This is a genomic window from Paraflavitalea pollutisoli (genome assembly GCF_029360705.1).
Classification (GTDB): domain Bacteria; phylum Bacteroidota; class Bacteroidia; order Chitinophagales; family Chitinophagaceae; genus Paraflavitalea; species Paraflavitalea pollutisoli.
The window spans coordinates 3,950,361-3,967,332 of the sequence record NZ_JARKMX010000008.1; the positions used below are offsets into that span (position 1 = coordinate 3,950,361).

Genomic DNA, 16,972 nt, shown 5'->3' on the forward strand with positions numbered 1-16,972 from the left:
CATAGCCTAAAACAAACGCATTGAACAGGGCTACCCAACTTAAATGCAAGCAACTGGCTGTTGTCACCATCGCGTGGATGCTGATGGGATTGTTCATGAGCGTATACGACCTGCTGGTGTTGCTGACCGACAATACCACCGGCTTGTCGGATAAATATTCTTTTCTCGTATCCGCAGCCCGCAACGTAGGGGCTGGCTTTTTCGGGGCCATCACCGGTGGCGCGTTGTTGATCTTTTATGTCAACGTTAAATACCAGGATAAACCGTATGGCTATACCATCCTCATTGTTTGCGTCACTTTATTACTGATCGTTGCATTCCTTTCGGTACTGATGGGCATCATCATCATCCCCATGCGAACCGGCAAGCCACTCTCCGATCCCGTCAGTTGGGCTGCTTTCAAAACTTTCCTGAAAGACAGCTCCCACATCAAGGCCACCATCTTCTGGGGTTTTGTAGTCGGCATCACGCAACTACTACTACAGGTAAACAGGAAATTTGGTCAGGGCGATTTCTGGAACATCATCATGGGGCGGTACAATACGCCACGCGAACAAAACAGGATCTTCATGTTCCTCGACATCAACTCCTCCACCACCATCGCCGAGCAATTGGGTGATGAAACCTACCATGCCCTGCTCAAAGATTTCTTTGCCGATATCACCACACCTATTCTCGAAAACAAAGGAAGTATTTACCAGTATGTAGGCGATGAAGTGGTCATCGCCTGGAATTATGAAGATGGGAAGGAAAACCTGCAATGCCTGCGCTGCTTCTTCGACATGAAATTGTACATCCAGCGTTTGCAGGAAAAATACCTGCATCGCTACGGCCTCGTACCTACCTTTAAAGCAGGCATACATTGTGGCCGGGTCATTGCCGGCGAAGTAGGCATCATCAAAAGGGATATTACTTATTCGGGCGATGTGCTCAACACCACCTCGCGCATTTTGCAGAAATGCGGTGAATTACAGGAGGAAGTGATTGCCTCCTCCGATCTGCTCTCGGAACTCTATTCCGTGCGGAATTACATAACCCGTTCGCTGGGGGCTATACGGTTGAAAGGAAAAGAAAAAGAAGTGATGCTGGTGGCCGTGAAGCCGGTGCCCGGCTAGCAGTTACCAACCGGGACCTGGAACTAGTTATGCGTAGCAGCGGCAGCCTAAGCCACCACTGCTTCTTTATTGTACTTGTTCTTGTAATCGATGGGCGAAAGACCCGTGATCTTTTTAAACACCGTTCTGAAAGCCTTGGTATCGCTGTAGCCCACTTCGTACATCACCTCATTCACATTCTTGCGACTGTTTTCCAGGTGCTTTTTGGCAGCCTCGATCTTTACCCGTTGAATATACTCCACCGGTGTATTATTGGTAGCCTTCTTAAAACGTCTTTCGAAATGACGCCGGCCGATCGCAAAACGTACCGCCAACTCTTCCACCGAGATCTTTTCCGTAACATTCTTCTCGATAAATTCCTGCGCCGCCCGGATCGATTCATCTTCATGTTTCTTCTGTCCGTTGAACATGATAAAGGGCGACTGACTCTTCCGATCAATCTCGATGGCAAAGAACTTCGACACCAGGATCGCCATTTCACGACCTACATATTTCTCGACGAGGTAAATCAGCAGGTTCCAATACGAATTGGCACCACCACTGGAATACAATCCCTCTTCCTCCGTGATGATCCGGTCATCGACCAGGGTAATGGAAGGGAACATATCCCTGAACTCATTGGCATAGATCCAGTGGGTAGAACAGCGCTTACCGTCCAGCAACCCCGTAGCCGCCAGCAGGAAGGCGCCGATACACAGGCTCGCGACTTCCGCCCCCTTGGCATGTTGCGTCACAATCCAGGGAATGAAGTCTTTGTTCTTCTCCAAGGCTTTGGAAAGATCACCACTGATAGCCGGCACCAGTATCAGGTCGGTCCTGGGCACGTCTTTGACCAGGGTATCGACGTGCACGGAAAAACAGCCCTGGTAAAGCTGCACTTCTTTACTTAGCCCTACCAGTTCCACTTTGAACAAGGGGGCCTTACCCGCCCTTTGCAGAAAATCATTGACAGCGGCAAACATCATCCGGGGATCTGAAATGCTGGTCATTACCGCTTCTTCCGGAACAAGGATCGATACGTGTTTCATCCGTAAATAATCGTTTAGTTAGCCGGATATATTTTATGATACATCCGAATAAAATTCATCCAATACCTGGATGCAGGCAGTGTTCAGATTGCCGTTTGGAAAATAAAAAGGGGAGTAATTTGTCGTTCGTACTACCAAATTTAGCACATTACCCGGATAGATTCAAACCCTTTTTGCGACAGACGGGTAGTAAATTAATACAGAAACGAGTATTCTTCAAAGCTATCCCTTTGGATATCAATATATGTCGCAACATCAACCTATCCCTAATGCAGCACCCGCCTGCAACTAACGTATAACCAACCAGTCACAAGTCGCAACAACCCCGTATTTAGTCGCAACCACACAGGTCCCCACATACCCGTGCAGACTAGATTTGTAGCTGTAATACTTTGCAGATGCGTAAGCTGATCGTCTCAATCAATGTGACACTCGATGGATTCATGGCCGGCCCTGCCGGCGAACTCGACTGGCATTTCCCCCACTGGAACGAGGAAATGGCCAACTTCGCTTATGAACAGCTTTGCATGATGGACAGTATCCTGCTGGGCCGGGTCACTTACCAGGCCATGGCCAGTTATTGGCCTTACGAAGCCAACAATACAGCACACGGGCTGAAGGAGGGCAACTATGCCAGCATGATGAACAATTATGCCAAGATCGTTTTCTCCCGCACCCTGCGTACCGTCGAATGGCGCAATGCCCGCCTCGTTAAAAAAGACATCGGTAAGGAGGTCCTGGCCCTGAAACAACAACCAGGCCACAACATGATCGTATTCGGCAGCGGCAGCATCGTATCCAAACTCACGCAACTGGACCTCGTCGACGAATATGTTTTATGGGTACACCCCATCACACTGGGAAGGGGCGTACCTCTCTTCCAGAATATCCGCCACATGCCCGCCCTGCAACTGCTCCGCACGAAAGCCTTCAGCTCGGGCGTCGTCATCCTGTACTACGGCAAAGCCCCCCGCACCGTCAACCGCCCCGCCCAGCGCAAACACGCGCTTGTTCGTCCAATACGTTAACTTGCGCCAATGCATGCGCTCAATGATGTTCACCAGCAATTTGCCGAGTATTTTGGTATACCGGCATTGAAACCTTACGCATGGCTGCTCTCCAAAAAGCTCAGCGAAGGCCATATATGCCTGCACCTCGACCAGCTGCCGGCCAGTGCAGCCGAATTACCTCCTGCCTACTTCATTACACCAGGCAGCAGGCAACTCGAACACATTCCATTGGTGGGCAAAGATGGTAACGATCAACACCCCTTCGTGCTTTTCCAGAACAGGCTTTACCTGCAACGCTATTTCCGGTACGAGACAGCCTTCCTCGATCGCATCCGGCAATTCCTGGCCTCGGAAACTACGACCCTGCCTCACCGCCTGCAGTTGCTGGAACAACACCGTCCTTTTATCACCCGGCTTTTTGCCCAGGCGGCACCGGTAGCTGCCGACACGCAAGACGACCTGGCCGACTGGCCACTCGCAGCTGCCATCACCGGGCTGCTCAACAATTTTACGATCATCACAGGGGGACCCGGTACCGGAAAGACCACTACCGTAGCAAAAATATTATCGATCCTCTACGCCACCAATCCGGCATTGAAAGTGGCCCTGGCAGCCCCTACCGGCAAAGCGGCAGCGCGCATGGCCGAAAGTTTGCGCACCACCAAACTGCCGCTGGAAGCCGAGATCCTAGAAAAATTCCAAACCCTGCAGCCAGCAACCCTGCACCGTTTGTTGAAACCCATACCCGGTACACCTTATTTCAGGCACAACGGGCAAAACCCACTCAACTACGACGTGGTGATCGTCGACGAATGCTCGATGATCGATGTCGCCCTGTTTGCCAAATTACTCGACGCCATTACACCGGGCACACGACTGATCATGCTGGGTGATAAAGACCAGCTCGCTTCGGTAGAAGCAGGTAGTTTGTTTGGCGATCTTTGCCTGGCACAAAACTCCCTCAACGGGTTTACCCCCGAACGGCTCGACCTCATCAACGCCTTTATAGCAGACCCACTGACACGCCTGCCGCAACAACAGGCCACTGAAAACGATAGCCATCCCCTATTCCAGCACCTCGTAGAGCTCCGGCGTAGCCACCGGTTCACCGGGTCTGGCGGCATCGGCTCCTTCAGCAAAGCGGTGATCAAAAACGATACGCCGGTACTGGAACGTTTCCTGCAAACCAATACAGACGAGCAGGTACATATCGATACCGCGTACGACCAGCAGCTGTTTGAACAGTTCATCGGCGGTTACACCGCCTTCATTGCAGAGAAAGATATACGCACCGCCCTGAAGAAGATGAACAACCTGCGGGTACTTTGCGCCATCCGGGAAGGCGACCAGGGGCTGAAGGCGTTGAATATGCGCATCGAAAAATACCTGGATAGCAAAAGGCTCATACAACAGGCACACCCTTTTTATGAGAACCGCCCCATCATCCTTACCCGCAACTATTACGAACACGGTCTCTTCAATGGCGACACCGGCCTCATCCGCGCCAATGAACAAGGCATACTGATGGCCTGGTTCGAAGACAGCAGCGGTACCCTCAAATCCATCATGCCTGGCTACCTCAGCGAAGCCGAAACCGTATTCGCCATGACCATCCACAAAAGCCAGGGATCGGAATTTGATGAAGTATTGGTGGTGTTGCCAGCCATGGCCGACTCACCCCTGCTCACCCGGGAGTTGCTGTACACAGGGGTAACCAGGGCCAAAAAGAAAGTATACCTGCAGGGTGCAGCCGACACCATCCTGCTGGCCACCCAGCGCGTCGTGGAAAGAGCGTCCGGCATCGCCACCCGTTTTCAATCGGGTGCACAATAAACAACAATAACTACCAGGTATCTACATGGCATTATATCTAAAGGTCTCCAATTCACTCGATAGCCTTGCTGCAGAGATGGTCCAAAACCTCGCCGCAGCAAGCGCTGGCGTATTCGACCCACATCATATCGTTACCCAGACCGAGGGTATGAACAACTGGCTCAAGCTACAGATTGCCCACCAGCAGGGTATCATGGCCAACTGTCGGTTCCTCAAGCCCAACGACTTTATTCACCACCTGTATTTTCTGTTGGGTGGTCCTTTTGCAGAGATGCTATCGGCCTCCAACCTCAGCTGGTTGCTCTTCAAACTACTGGGTGAAAAAGAGTTCATCCACCGTTTTCCCGCCATTGCCGATTATTACCGCAACGCGGGAGAGGAAGCCGACACTCGCCGCATGGCCCTCGCCGAAAAAGTGGCGTATCTCTTTGACCAATACCAGGTGTACCGGGCCGACATGATCAAGCGCTGGAATGAAGGCGACAACACCGGCGATGCCGACCATACCTGGCAACAACACCTGTGGATAAAAGCCAAGCAGGCGGCCGGCGATAAACTCCCCGACAAGACGATGGTGGGCACCTGGATTCTCGACAAACTGAAAGATCCTGCCAGCCAATTGCTGTTACAGCGTCGGCTACCCCGAATTCAATTGTTTGGATTGTCGATCATCACGGCCTGGCATGTAGAAATACTGCACAAGCTATCCGCCATCATCGATGTCAGTTTTTATTTCATCAACCCCGCCCCGCTGGTGTATTGGTTCGATGACCGCAGCGAAAAACAACTGGCCAGCTGGCGCCAGAAAGGATACCAAAATACCGAAGGCAATGCAGCCGGCAATCCCCTCCTCACCAACTGGGGACGCGTTGTGCAAGACTCCTTCGCGCTCTTCTTCAAGCAGGATGAATTCCTCAATGCCTATGAGGACGTAGGCATCAAAACTCCCCGGGCCGATAACCTGCTCCACAAATTGCAGCACGATATTTTCCACGCAGCCACCGACAGCCGCAACAAGGTCACCGCGGGCGACCTGCAAGATGGCTCGCTCCAGATCAATGCCTGCTACACCATCGCCCGCGAAGTGGAAGTATTGTACAACTACCTCGTACACCTCGTCGATCAGCGACAGGCACAGCTGTCGCCGCGTGATATTGTCGTCATGGTCAGCGATATCGATAGCTATGCACCTTATATAAAAGCAGTATTCAACAATGCACCGTACAAATTCAGGTTTGTCATTGCTGATGAAAGCTTCAACGAAACCGACAACATCTTCACCGCCCTGCAATCTATCCTGCAATTGAATGAGGAGAACTTCAAGGCAGAGACTGTACTACAGTTACTCGACTCGTCGCTCATCCGCAATCGCTTCGCCCTCACCGATGTGGTGCGCATCCGACAGATCGTCGACGCCGCCAATATCCGCTTTGGCCTGTCTGGCAGAAAGGACGACGACACCCACCTGGTAAGCTGGGAATACGGTATCAAGCGCATTATGTATGGCATTTGCATGAGTGGCGAAATGGACTATGATGACGGTGAAGACCGGTTCATCCCCCTCGATCTGCTGGAAGGCAGCGAAACCCAGGAACTCATTCGCTTTTGCCATTTCGCCCAATTGCTGATCGACGCAGTCAGGCAACGGAAAGCACCGCGCCCGGTAGCCGGCTGGGTACAATACATCGAATACCTCCTGCACAATCTCGTACTGGAGCCCGACGAAGACACCAACGAAGACTACCATGCATTAATGGAATTTCTGGCCGACTACAATTTGCTGCAGGAATACATGACCGACGAGGTAGGCTTTGAAGTCTTCTCACACAACTTTTTGCAGATATTGGAAAACACGACCCGAGCCGGTCTATTTGCCAATGGTGGCATTACCTTTTGCTCCATGGTGCCCATGCGCAGCATCCCTTTTAAAGTGGTGGCGCTCCTGGGGCTTGATTATGACAAGTTTCCCCGGCGCGAGCAACCGGCCAGCTTCAACCTGCTTACGCGTCAGCGCCAGGTGGGTGACCGGAATATCAAAGACAACGATAAGCACCTGTTTCTCGAAACCATTTTGTCTGCCCGCGATTACCTCTACATCAGTTACCGCGGCATGAATGCCCGGGACAATACAACATTGCCGCCGTCGGCACTGGTAGATGAATTACTGGACTATATAGAAGCAGGCGCCAATATACCCGTCCGTGAGCAATTGGTGACGCACCATCCCCTGCAAAGCTTCAGTCATCAATACAACAGCGGAAAGCCGGGACTCTACAATTACCTCGATCATCATACAGCGCCGGTACGTTCGGTGATATTGAACAACAAACCCATCGAATCGCCCGACCTGGAAGAGATCAACCTGGAAGACCTGGTCCGGTTCTTCAAGAATCCCTTCAAGGTCTATTACAATAAAGTGTTGGGAATTTATTACGAAGACGAACCAGTACTGCTCAACGATACCGAACTATTCAGCCTCGATAACCTGCAACAGTGGAGCCTGCGCAACCGCTTGTTATTGGAACAACCCAACCAGGAGCTGCAGCAAAAACTGGTCATGACGGGCGAGTTGCCACTCAAGAACATGGCGCCGGTCACCCTGGAATTGGCTGCCAAAGAGGTAAGCCCCGTCAGGGCTTTGTATGAGACTTGCACCAAACAGGCCACGCCGACTACAGCCTCCATTGTATTGCCCCTGGGAAACAGCCTGCTGAAGGGCACCCTTCAAAACATCTTCGATCAGCAACTGATCTATGTATCCTGGTCAAAGCATGAAACCAAATACCTGGTAGAAACCTATATCCGTTACCTCGCCGGGGTAGCAGTCGGCGTATTGACGGGTGCCACTTTCATCTCGGGCATCAAGAAAGAGCAATACTATCCAGCCACACGCATCACGCAGGATGCCGCCATACAGCAATTGACAGCTTTGGTGACCATCTATGCAGCCGGACTTAAAAAGCTACTGCCCTTCTATCCCGACTTCGACATCAAGCCGAAACAGATCGGCGAGCTGACGTTTGAGAAGTTTACCCGGCAGGTCAAGGAGAAACTGGATATGACATCCGATCCTTATATCCAACCGGAATACGGGAAAGGCATTTTCGATACGGAAGAAGCGATGGCCCAATACAAATCGGTTGCCAACACGGTGATCGTTCCACTGGAACAATTATTTCCCGGCTATTACAACGACTAGCAATACATGAGTACGACCAACCCATATAGTGATTTCAACGCGACAACGGTGCCGCTGCAGGATAGCAACCTGATCGAAGCCAGTGCGGGAACCGGCAAAACCTATTCCATTGCCATCCTGGTATTGCGATTGGTGCTGGAACAAAAGATCTCGGTAAAGGAAATACTCATGGTAACCTTTACGAAAGCGGCGGTCGCAGAACTGGAAGAGCGCGTACGGCTCTTTATCCGTACGGCGCATAAATTCGCCGAAGGACAGGAGATTACTGATACCAACATTGCCGCCCTGGTACAACAGGCAGTCGATACCAACGGCCATGAAGCCGTGTTGCAACAACTCAAGGATGCCGTGCTCTTCCTCGATGAAACGGCCGTGTTGACCATCCATAGCTTTTGTCAGCTGGCACTGAACGAATTTGCCTTCGAGACCTTCCAGCTTTTCGGGGCAGAAATGTTGCCCGACTTTACACCAGTCATAGAAGAAGAGATCAATAAGTTCTGGCGTCGATACATCACCACCTTACCCACCCCTTTACTGCAGTTGATCTGGCATAAAGAACTCAAGGATTCTATTACGGAAATACTGGCCAACCACCAGGCGGGTAAACGTTATCCCGGCTACCAGCCCCACGAGCGCTATAGCCTTACCCCCGGTTTACAGGAAGAGTGGCTGCATGACCTCACTGTTGTGCAGGCAAGGTTGGAGAAGATCAACAACGATCTGCAGGAACACATTGCCCAACGGCAGGGCGAATTGCGCAACCTGTGCGAAAGCAATGCCAATGCAAAGAAGAGTCTGTTGCCCAGCCTCAGCAATCCAGTAGCCTTTATAGAAGCAGTATGCAGTAAAAAAGACACCCAGTATGTGGTGAAATTATTCCCGGACCTCGTGGAATTGATCAACCAGCGCGAAGCCGTTAAAGAAGGACAGGCCACGGCCCTGCAGGCGATCTACCGGCACATCAGCTACGTGGCCATACAGGAAGTCAGCAAGGGTATAGCAGCTTACAAAGAGCGCAACAATATACTGGGCTACGACGACCTGATCGGCAACCTGCACCAGGCGCTCGTAGTCCGCGACAACCAGCAGCTCGTAGAGGTGTTGCGCAAGAAATACAAGGCCGTCTTCATCGACGAGTTTCAGGATACGGATCGTCAGCAGTTCGAGATCTTCGACAAAGCTTTTGGTACCGGTACCATCTTATTCTATATCGGAGATCCCAAGCAAAGCATCTATGCCTGGCGCAAGGCCGACATCTTTACCTATTTCAAAGCAAGGGATGCAGTAAGCCATCTCTATGGCATGAACCATAACTATCGCTCCTCGCGCCGCATGATAGAAGGCATGAACCAGTTCTTTTTACCCCGGGACGGGTTCGATACCTTTTACTTTGGTGAGCAGGAGAACGTCATCGACTATATTCCCGTCGAAAGTCCTGAGCACAACAGCAAGGGCAGCCTGATGCGACAAGGGGAAGAAGCACCTGCAGTAACCATCTATGCCTACCCCAAAAGCGCTTTGCTATTGGAAGGGGTAGCCCAACAGGTAGCACAACTATTACACACGGACCAATACACCATCGATAAAAAAGGGGAAGGCCGCAAGATCGTGCCGGCAGATATTGGTATCCTCGTACGTACCGGCGCCCAGGGCAGGGATGTAAAAGCACAACTCGCCCGCCTGGGCATACCAGCCGTTACGATCGATGATGCCAAAGTATTGCAGTCGGAGGAGGCCAGCTATTTGCTGTACCTCCTGGAAGCCATTGCACGCCCCGACCGTTCTTCGATCAACCGGGCCTTGTTATCACCCTTTACAGGCTTTGATACGGCGCAGGTACTGCAACTCGACGACGGCGTGGTGCTGGAATTGTTTACCGGCTATAAAAACCGCTGGCAACAGGATGGTATTTACACGGCGCTCATGCATTTTGTACATGACTTCCGGGTGCAGCAGGTATTATTAGCGGCACCGGCGGGAGATGGCGAACGGATCATTACCAACCTGTTTCAGTTGATCGAGCTGGTACACCAGGCAGAGAGCCGCAAGAACCTGTCTGTACCAGAATTGCTATCCTGGCTCAAGCGGGGTATCGATGGCATGACGGCCGAGGGAGATGAATACCTGCAACGCATGGAAAGCGATGAAGCGGCCGTACGCATTGTAACAATACACAAAAGCAAGGGACTGGAGTACAACATCGTGTTGGCCCCCTTCCTGGACTTTGTAGACAGCAAGCGACAGGAGTTTGTCAGCTTCCGCGACGCAGATACCGGCGATTACATAGGTGCAGAGAGAAACCGCCTCACCGAGCGACAACAGTTGTGGTTTGCACAACAGTCCGAACAGGAGAACCGGCGGCTATTGTATGTTGCCATTACAAGGGCCGTATACACTTGCTTTATATTTAGAAACCTCTATTACAAGAACTCTACACTGGCCACCTTTGTACAGGCACTCACGCAGGCCGATCCCAGGCTGGTGGCCATGAAGGAAGAAGAGGGCGAAGCACCGGCTGCTGTGCGTAGCCGGAAGGCAGTGGAAACACAACCCACCAAAGCACCTGCCCCCATCAACTTTGTCCTACAGGAAGAACATTGGCGCAAGCTGAGTTATACGATGCTGGCAGCACAACAGGAACATGTGTCGCCGCCGAGGTCCTTCCCTTCTACGGAAGCTTACGACAACTTCATCTTCCAGGAGTTGCGTCGTGGTGCCAAGACCGGTAATTTCTTGCACTTCATCTTCGAGAATGTTCCGTTTGAGGATGACAGCCGTTGGGAGAAGTGGCTCGACGAAGCCATCAGGCGCTTTGCGCCCGGTCAGCAAGAAACGTACAAGCCTATGTTGGAACAAATGCTGAAGCAGGTATTGTACACCAATATCGGGGGGGAGGCTACTTCATTCTCCTTGTCAGAGACGGCCTGGCAGAAGAAGATGACGGAGTTTGAATTCGACTTCCCGGTACCGGGCTTTGCGCCGGAAGCACTACATGCGTTGGGAGATGAACAAACGACTATATTGATTAGAAGCCTATATGGATTGCCGGGCAATGTACTGGAAGGGATGATGAATGGTAAGATCGACCTATTCTTCGAGCATGAGGGGCGATACTATATCCTTGACTGGAAATCGAACTACCTGGGGGGTAGTGTATCCGATTACTCGCAGGCATCGATTGCCCGGGCCATGAATGAACACAACTACCATTTGCAATACCTGATCTACACGGTGGCCGTCAAGAAATACCTGGAGAGTCGCCTACCCTCCTTCGACTATGACACGCAGTTCGGAGGTGTGATCTATTTGTTTGTGCGGGGTGTCCGCACCAACAGCCATACCGGCATCTTCACCCACAAACCACCTATTGAAAAAATACAGGCATTGGAACGAATACTAAGTTAAGAGACGACACTGGCAGCTGCAGCATAAGCGTTGCCTAAATATGGGTTGAAAAACTCCCGAAAACAGCTCATTCTGCCGCTATAAGGCACAAAAAAACGGCTATCCTGCGATAGCCGTTTCGATATAGTTATGGAGGTCAATTATTCGCCCCAGATATTGTCTTCCCCTTTCAGCCATTTCTTCACCAACTCAGTTGTTACAGATTTGGGCCTTTCGAGCGGGAATGCCAGCGCACGGTCCCAGATGAGGCTCGCCAGTACACCGAGTGCACGGCTTACACCAAACAGTACGGTGTAAAACTCATACTCCACCATGCCGTAGTGAACCAGCAGGGCACCGCTGTGCGCATCTACGTTTGGCCAGGGGTTCTTGATCTTACCCAGTGATTGCAGGATCGGTGGCACTTCTTCATAGATGTTCCAAACCGTTTGTACCAATGGATCATTGGGCATATGCTTTTTACCAAACTCCATTTGCGCAGTGAAGCGGGGATCGGTCTTGCGCAATACAGCGTGACCATAACCAGGCACTACTTTACCAGAGTTGAGGGTTTGTTTTACGTATTCACCGATCTCTTCGCGGGAAGGGCTTTCGTTCTTCAACTGCTCACGCATCTCAAAGATCCATTTCACCACTTCCTGGTTCGCGAGACCGTGTAAAGGACCCGCAAGACCGTTCATACCGGCAGCCAGGCTCAGGTAAGGATCGCTCAAAGCAGAACCTACCAGGTGCGTAGTATGTGCTGATACGTTACCACCTTCATGATCGGCGTGGATGGTCATGTACAAACGCATCAGTTCTTTGAAGCTTTCATCTTCAAAGCCCAGCATATGCGCCAGGTTACCTGCCCAGTCGAGCAAGCCATTGGGTTGAATATGCTGGTTGTTCTTGTATTTCCGGCGATAGATATAGGCAGCTACACGGGGCAGGCGGGCGATGAGGTCCATCGCATCGTCGAATACCGGCTCCCAGTAATCTTTCTTGTTGATGCCTTCCGCATAACGCTTGGCGAAATTACTTTCCGTTTGCAGGGCCATGATCGCCGAAACAAACATCGTCATCGGGTGGGCAGTCACGGGCAAAGCATCGATGGCATCAAAGACATGGTTCGGCACATGAGAGCGGCGTTGCCACATAGCACTCAGGTCGGCAACATCAGCTTCAGTGGGCAATTCACCGATCAGCATCAGGTAGAAAAGACCTTCGGGCAAGGGCTCACTGCCGTTCTTGGCCTTAGGCAGTTTTTCCTGTAATTCGGGAATAGAGTAACCACGGAAACGGATACCTTCCTGGGAGTCGAGTAAAGAAGTTTCAGAAACCAGACCTGTAATACCGCGCATACCCTGGTACACCTGCGATAACTGTACTTCACCGATTACTTTTGTGCCATGCTCTTTCAGGAGATCTTTAATTTCTACTGCTGCCGTATCTGCTTTTGCTTTGAACCTATCTTTCAGAGTACCCATGATGCAACAAGATTATATATGAAAAAGGAAGAATTTACAGGTGCTTGTTTCTTGGCCGCTAAAGTTAAACCAAACTCGCCCAATAGAACAAAATTAATTCAATGGAGTTGAGGCAAACACCGATAATATTGGCAAATTAATAGGCTTTTAATAAACCTCATAATTATTTATTTTATTCTAATCCTTTCCTAATTGCTTGGCATTATCACCATCATAACAGTACAATACCACACCTGTAGGCAATAGCTTTCCAGCCTTATTTGTAAAGGACACGAGGAAGTTCATAAAAGGGATGAACAACGATCATTTGGGGGCCGTACGGTATAACCAGATGGCTATCGTACCGAAGATCATATTGGGTACCCACGCAGCCAGTAAGGGCGGGAAATTACCCTTGGTGGAGAACGTCAGCGAGAACTTATCCATCACCACGAAGATGGCCGCCGTGATGATACCGGTAGCCATGTGCAGACCACTGCCGCCCCGCGTTTTGCGCGCTGCTACCGTAGCCCCGATCAAGGTCAGGATGACAATAGAAACCGGTGTAGCATCCCGGCGATAGCGGGCCACTTTAAAATCATTCAACCCTTCCGTTCCCCGGGCTTCTTCCGCTTTAATAAAACGGACCAGCTCGGGCGTGGTCATCTTGTCTTTGAGGTATTTATCGTACTTGATCTCATTGGGTTGCACATTCAGCCGGATCGGCATGGAAGGGATGGCTTTCACCTCTTCCTTCAATCCGTCGATCTTACGCTCCACCGCATTTTCCAGCATCCATTTCCGCTTGGCGGTATCCCACTTCACCGACTCGGCCCGCAGGTTGTACACTAGCTTGGTACCCTGCATACGATCCATAAAGAAACCGCCATGCGCAGCCTTGGAAGACGTGTCATAATTACGTAAGCCCGCAAACGTATTGGAGTCGATACGGATATAATAGTTACGGCCTCTTTTGCTGTACTCGCCCTGCTCGTAAGAGCTCTTACTATCGATGTAGGTTGACTGAAAATTACCGTAGATAACGTTGGCCTTGGGGATCAGGTATTGCGAAGCATACCAGAAAAAGCCACCCAATAACAAAGCGCCGATCAAATAGGGACGCAGCATACGATTGAAACGTACTCCCCCCGCGAGGATCGCAATGATCTCCGACCGGCCGGCCATTTTGGAAGTAAAAAAGATCACCGCAATGAACACCATCAACGGGAAGATCATGGAGAGGATAAAAGGCACAAACCCTATGTAGTACTTCATGATGATGTCGTAGGTCGACAACCCCGACTTCACAAAATCATCCGCCTTCTCACTCGTATCGATCACCACAGAGATCAGGGTAAAGATCAAAGCAATGAACAATGTAGTGGTAAGAAATTTCTTTAATATGTACCAGTCGAGTATTTTCATAACTAAGCCTACCGGCCGGGCCGGGCGCTGGCAAATGTAGCGTAAAAATAGTGAGCAGGTGGCCCCCCAAGGGCTAAAAAAGGCAATCTTATCACTTAATTAAGAATGCCTCAGACTGGGGCCGGAATTTGTATCTTAGCTACATGCTAAGAACTACCTTAACCTTGCTATTGCTGTATGTAACAGCCTCTGCAATTGCCCAGGATAAAAGCCTGTATGAGAAAAAAGAGCTGATTCGCCACCAGGATACCCTGCGCTACCGGATACTGTATCCTGAACAATACGATGCTTCCAAGAAATATCCACTGATCCTGGTGCTGCATGGCGCCGGAGAACGCGGTAGCGACAATGAAGCGCAGCTCGTGCACGGATCCTACCTGTTTCTCGACCCCGCCAACGGGCAACAATACCCAGCCATCGTCATCTTTCCGCAATGTCCTAAAAACGACTTCTGGGCCCGCATAGACCGCGATCCCAATCGCAAGGATTCGCTGAATGGCCTTTACTATCCTTCCGACCGGCCTATCGGTAAAAGCCTCGGGCTCGTCAGCGAACTACTCGATTCCATGGCGGCTTCCGGCACCGTCAACAACCGCAAGATCTATGTAGGCGGCCTGTCGATGGGCGGCATGGGCACCTTCGAAATACTATGGCGCAAGCCCCGTTTCTTTGCGGCCGCCTTCCCCATCTGCGGCGGGGGCGATCCGGAGAAAGTAAAAGAATACGCCCGCAAATTCCCCATCTGGGTTTTCCATGGGGATAAGGACAATACCGTTGTTCCTGCCCACTCCCGCCGTATGGTAGCTGCCCTCCAGGCAGCTAAGGCAAAAGTCAAGTACACGGAATATCCTGGCGTAGGCCACAACAGCTGGGACAATGCTTTTAAAGAACCCGACCTGCTGAAATGGCTGTTCGGTCAAAAGAAATAAACGAAGTGCTATCCCAATAAAGAAAAAGTGCTGAAGGATCGCTCCATCAGCACTTTTCAATTTTATTTGCTTCTAGTCAAACTTCCACTTCACAATCCTTGCTGCCTCGTTGCCTGGCTGCCTTGTTGCCTTTCCTACAACCGTTGCTGCAGTATGGGCACAAACTCATTCTTCCAGCTCAGGAAATCACCCGCCTGAATATGCTTGCGCGCTTCCTTCACCAGCCACAGATAGAAAGCAAGGTTGTGTACACTGGCAATCGTAAGACCCAGTATCTCTTTTGCCTTCATCAGGTGCCGCAGATAAGCTTTTGAGTAATAGTTGCTCACTTCACAGTCGATGCCGTCATCCAATGGTGAAAAGTCTTTCTCCCATTTCTTGTTGTCGATATTGATCACCCCTTTAGACGTAAACAGCATGGCATTACGGCCGTTGCGCGTCGGCATCACACAGTCAAACATATCTACCCCCAGGGCAATACATTCCAGGATATTCCAGGGAGTGCCCACCCCCATCAGGTACCGGGGCTTGTGCACCGGCAGTTCATCGCAGCACAACTCGGTAAACTCATACATCATATTGTCTGGCTCACCCACACTCAAACCACCAATGGCATTGCCGGGTGCATTCTGTGCAGCCACAAACTGGCTCGATGCTTTACGCAGATCGGCAAAGGTGCTACCCTGTATAATAGGAAACAGGTTTTGCGTATAGCCGTATTTGTCGGGGGTATTGTTGAATTGTTTGAAGCAACGCTCTAGCCAGCGATGCGTAAGCTCCATCGATTTTTTAGCATAGGCGTACTCACTGGGATAAGGCGGGCATTCATCAAAAGCCATGATGATATCGGCACCAATGGTACGTTGAATATCCATCACGTTCTCCGGGGTGAACAGGTGCCGGGAGCCATCGATATGCGATTGAAACAACACCCCTTCTTCGGTGATCTTACGGCTCGACGCCAGCGAAAAAACCTGGTAGCCGCCACTGTCCGTCAGGATGGGGCGATCCCAGCCATTGAAACGATGCAAACCACCCGCCCCTTCCAGCACATCGAGTCCGGGACGCAGGTACAGGTGATAGGTGTTGCCCAGGATGATCTGGGCCTGTACATCCTGCTTCAGTTGCTGTTGCGATACCGCCTTCACACTACCTACCGTGCCCACCGGCATGAAGATAGGGGTCTGTATTTGCCCGTGATCGGTGGTGATGGTACCGGCCCGCGCCTTCGACCGCTGATCGGTCACTTCCAGTTCAAATTGTAAAACCGCCATAATGGGGCGCAAGATAAACCGGTTTTGGGACAAATGGGTGCCGGCTGTACAGGTCATACACCGGTAATGCCCGGCGATAGCACTGGGAATGCTCGGGGAAAGCACTAAATCCCTATATAGTCCTGTTATAATACCGGTACTATCCCGGAGCTATTGCGGAGTAGTCCACATACATGCCACGTACACTCCGCGTGCATTATGCCTGCTATACCTGCGCCCGCCACTTGCCAACAACGCCGTGAATTCCCCAAGGCCCTTCCGCTTCGCCCCCTACCTTTTTTATTTTGACCGGTAACAGGCATCCGAAAT

General features: G+C 51.1%; 10 protein-coding genes. 6 read left to right on the plus strand and 4 right to left on the minus strand.

Features of this window, described 5'->3' with window-relative positions; all coding sequences use genetic code 11:
- The first annotated feature begins 20 nt into the window (after positions 1 to 20).
- On the plus strand, positions 21 to 1,115 hold the full coding sequence (locus P2W70_RS29350) for an adenylate/guanylate cyclase domain-containing protein (RefSeq protein ID WP_276485144.1): 1,095 nt from the start codon (positions 21 to 23) through the stop codon (positions 1,113 to 1,115).
- Between the two features lie 47 nt (positions 1,116 to 1,162).
- Here the strand turns inward: P2W70_RS29350 and P2W70_RS29355 are convergent, their stop codons facing one another.
- Complete coding sequence (locus P2W70_RS29355; RefSeq protein WP_276485145.1) at positions 1,163 to 2,143, minus strand: GlxA family transcriptional regulator; 981 nt, start codon at positions 2,141 to 2,143, stop codon at positions 1,163 to 1,165.
- Between the two features lie 398 nt (positions 2,144 to 2,541).
- Here P2W70_RS29355 and P2W70_RS29360 point away from each other — a divergent pair, with 398 nt between their 5' ends.
- Genes P2W70_RS29360 through recB form a run of 4 tightly spaced genes read left to right on the plus strand, consistent with a single transcriptional unit; the run spans position 2,542 to position 11,590 of the window.
- Positions 2,542 to 3,171 (plus strand): dihydrofolate reductase family protein, encoded by a 630-nt coding sequence (locus P2W70_RS29360; RefSeq protein WP_276485146.1) that lies wholly within the window; start codon positions 2,542 to 2,544, stop codon positions 3,169 to 3,171.
- 9 nt (positions 3,172 to 3,180) lie between these two features.
- Positions 3,181 to 4,986 carry an exodeoxyribonuclease V subunit alpha gene (gene recD, locus P2W70_RS29365; protein ID WP_276485147.1) on the plus strand — a complete coding sequence of 602 codons (1,806 nt, stop codon included), beginning with the start codon at positions 3,181 to 3,183 and terminating at the stop codon, positions 4,984 to 4,986.
- 25 nt (positions 4,987 to 5,011) lie between these two features.
- Positions 5,012 to 8,185: an exodeoxyribonuclease V subunit gamma gene (gene recC, locus P2W70_RS29370; RefSeq protein WP_276485148.1), complete on the plus strand. Its 3,174-nt coding sequence runs from the start codon at positions 5,012 to 5,014 to the stop codon at positions 8,183 to 8,185.
- Positions 8,186 to 8,191: 6 nt separating this feature from the next.
- On the plus strand, positions 8,192 to 11,590 hold the full coding sequence (recB, locus tag P2W70_RS29375; protein WP_276485149.1) for an exodeoxyribonuclease V subunit beta: 3,399 nt from the start codon (positions 8,192 to 8,194) through the stop codon (positions 11,588 to 11,590).
- A 140-nt stretch (positions 11,591 to 11,730) separates the two neighbouring features.
- On the opposite strand, the gene P2W70_RS29380 is transcribed toward recB, so the two are convergent.
- Together P2W70_RS29380 and P2W70_RS29385 are read right to left on the minus strand one after the other, a co-directional pair.
- Entirely contained in the window at positions 11,731 to 13,056 is a 1,326-nt protein-coding gene (locus tag P2W70_RS29380) for a citrate (Si)-synthase, eukaryotic (protein ID WP_276485150.1), read from the minus strand.
- A 303-nt stretch (positions 13,057 to 13,359) separates the two neighbouring features.
- Positions 13,360 to 14,460, minus strand: coding sequence for an LptF/LptG family permease (locus P2W70_RS29385; protein WP_276485151.1), 1,101 nt, complete (start codon positions 14,458 to 14,460; stop codon positions 13,360 to 13,362).
- A 143-nt stretch (positions 14,461 to 14,603) separates the two neighbouring features.
- Between P2W70_RS29385 and P2W70_RS29390 the strand changes: the two genes are divergently transcribed.
- Entirely contained in the window at positions 14,604 to 15,389 is a 786-nt protein-coding gene (locus tag P2W70_RS29390) for a carboxylesterase family protein (protein ID WP_276485152.1), read from the plus strand.
- A gap of 134 nt (positions 15,390 to 15,523) precedes the next feature.
- On the opposite strand, the gene tgt is transcribed toward P2W70_RS29390, so the two are convergent.
- Positions 15,524 to 16,663 carry a tRNA guanosine(34) transglycosylase Tgt gene (tgt, locus tag P2W70_RS29395; RefSeq protein ID WP_276485153.1) on the minus strand — a complete coding sequence of 380 codons (1,140 nt, stop codon included), beginning with the start codon at positions 16,661 to 16,663 and terminating at the stop codon, positions 15,524 to 15,526.
- Positions 16,664 to 16,972: the final 309 nt, after the last annotated feature.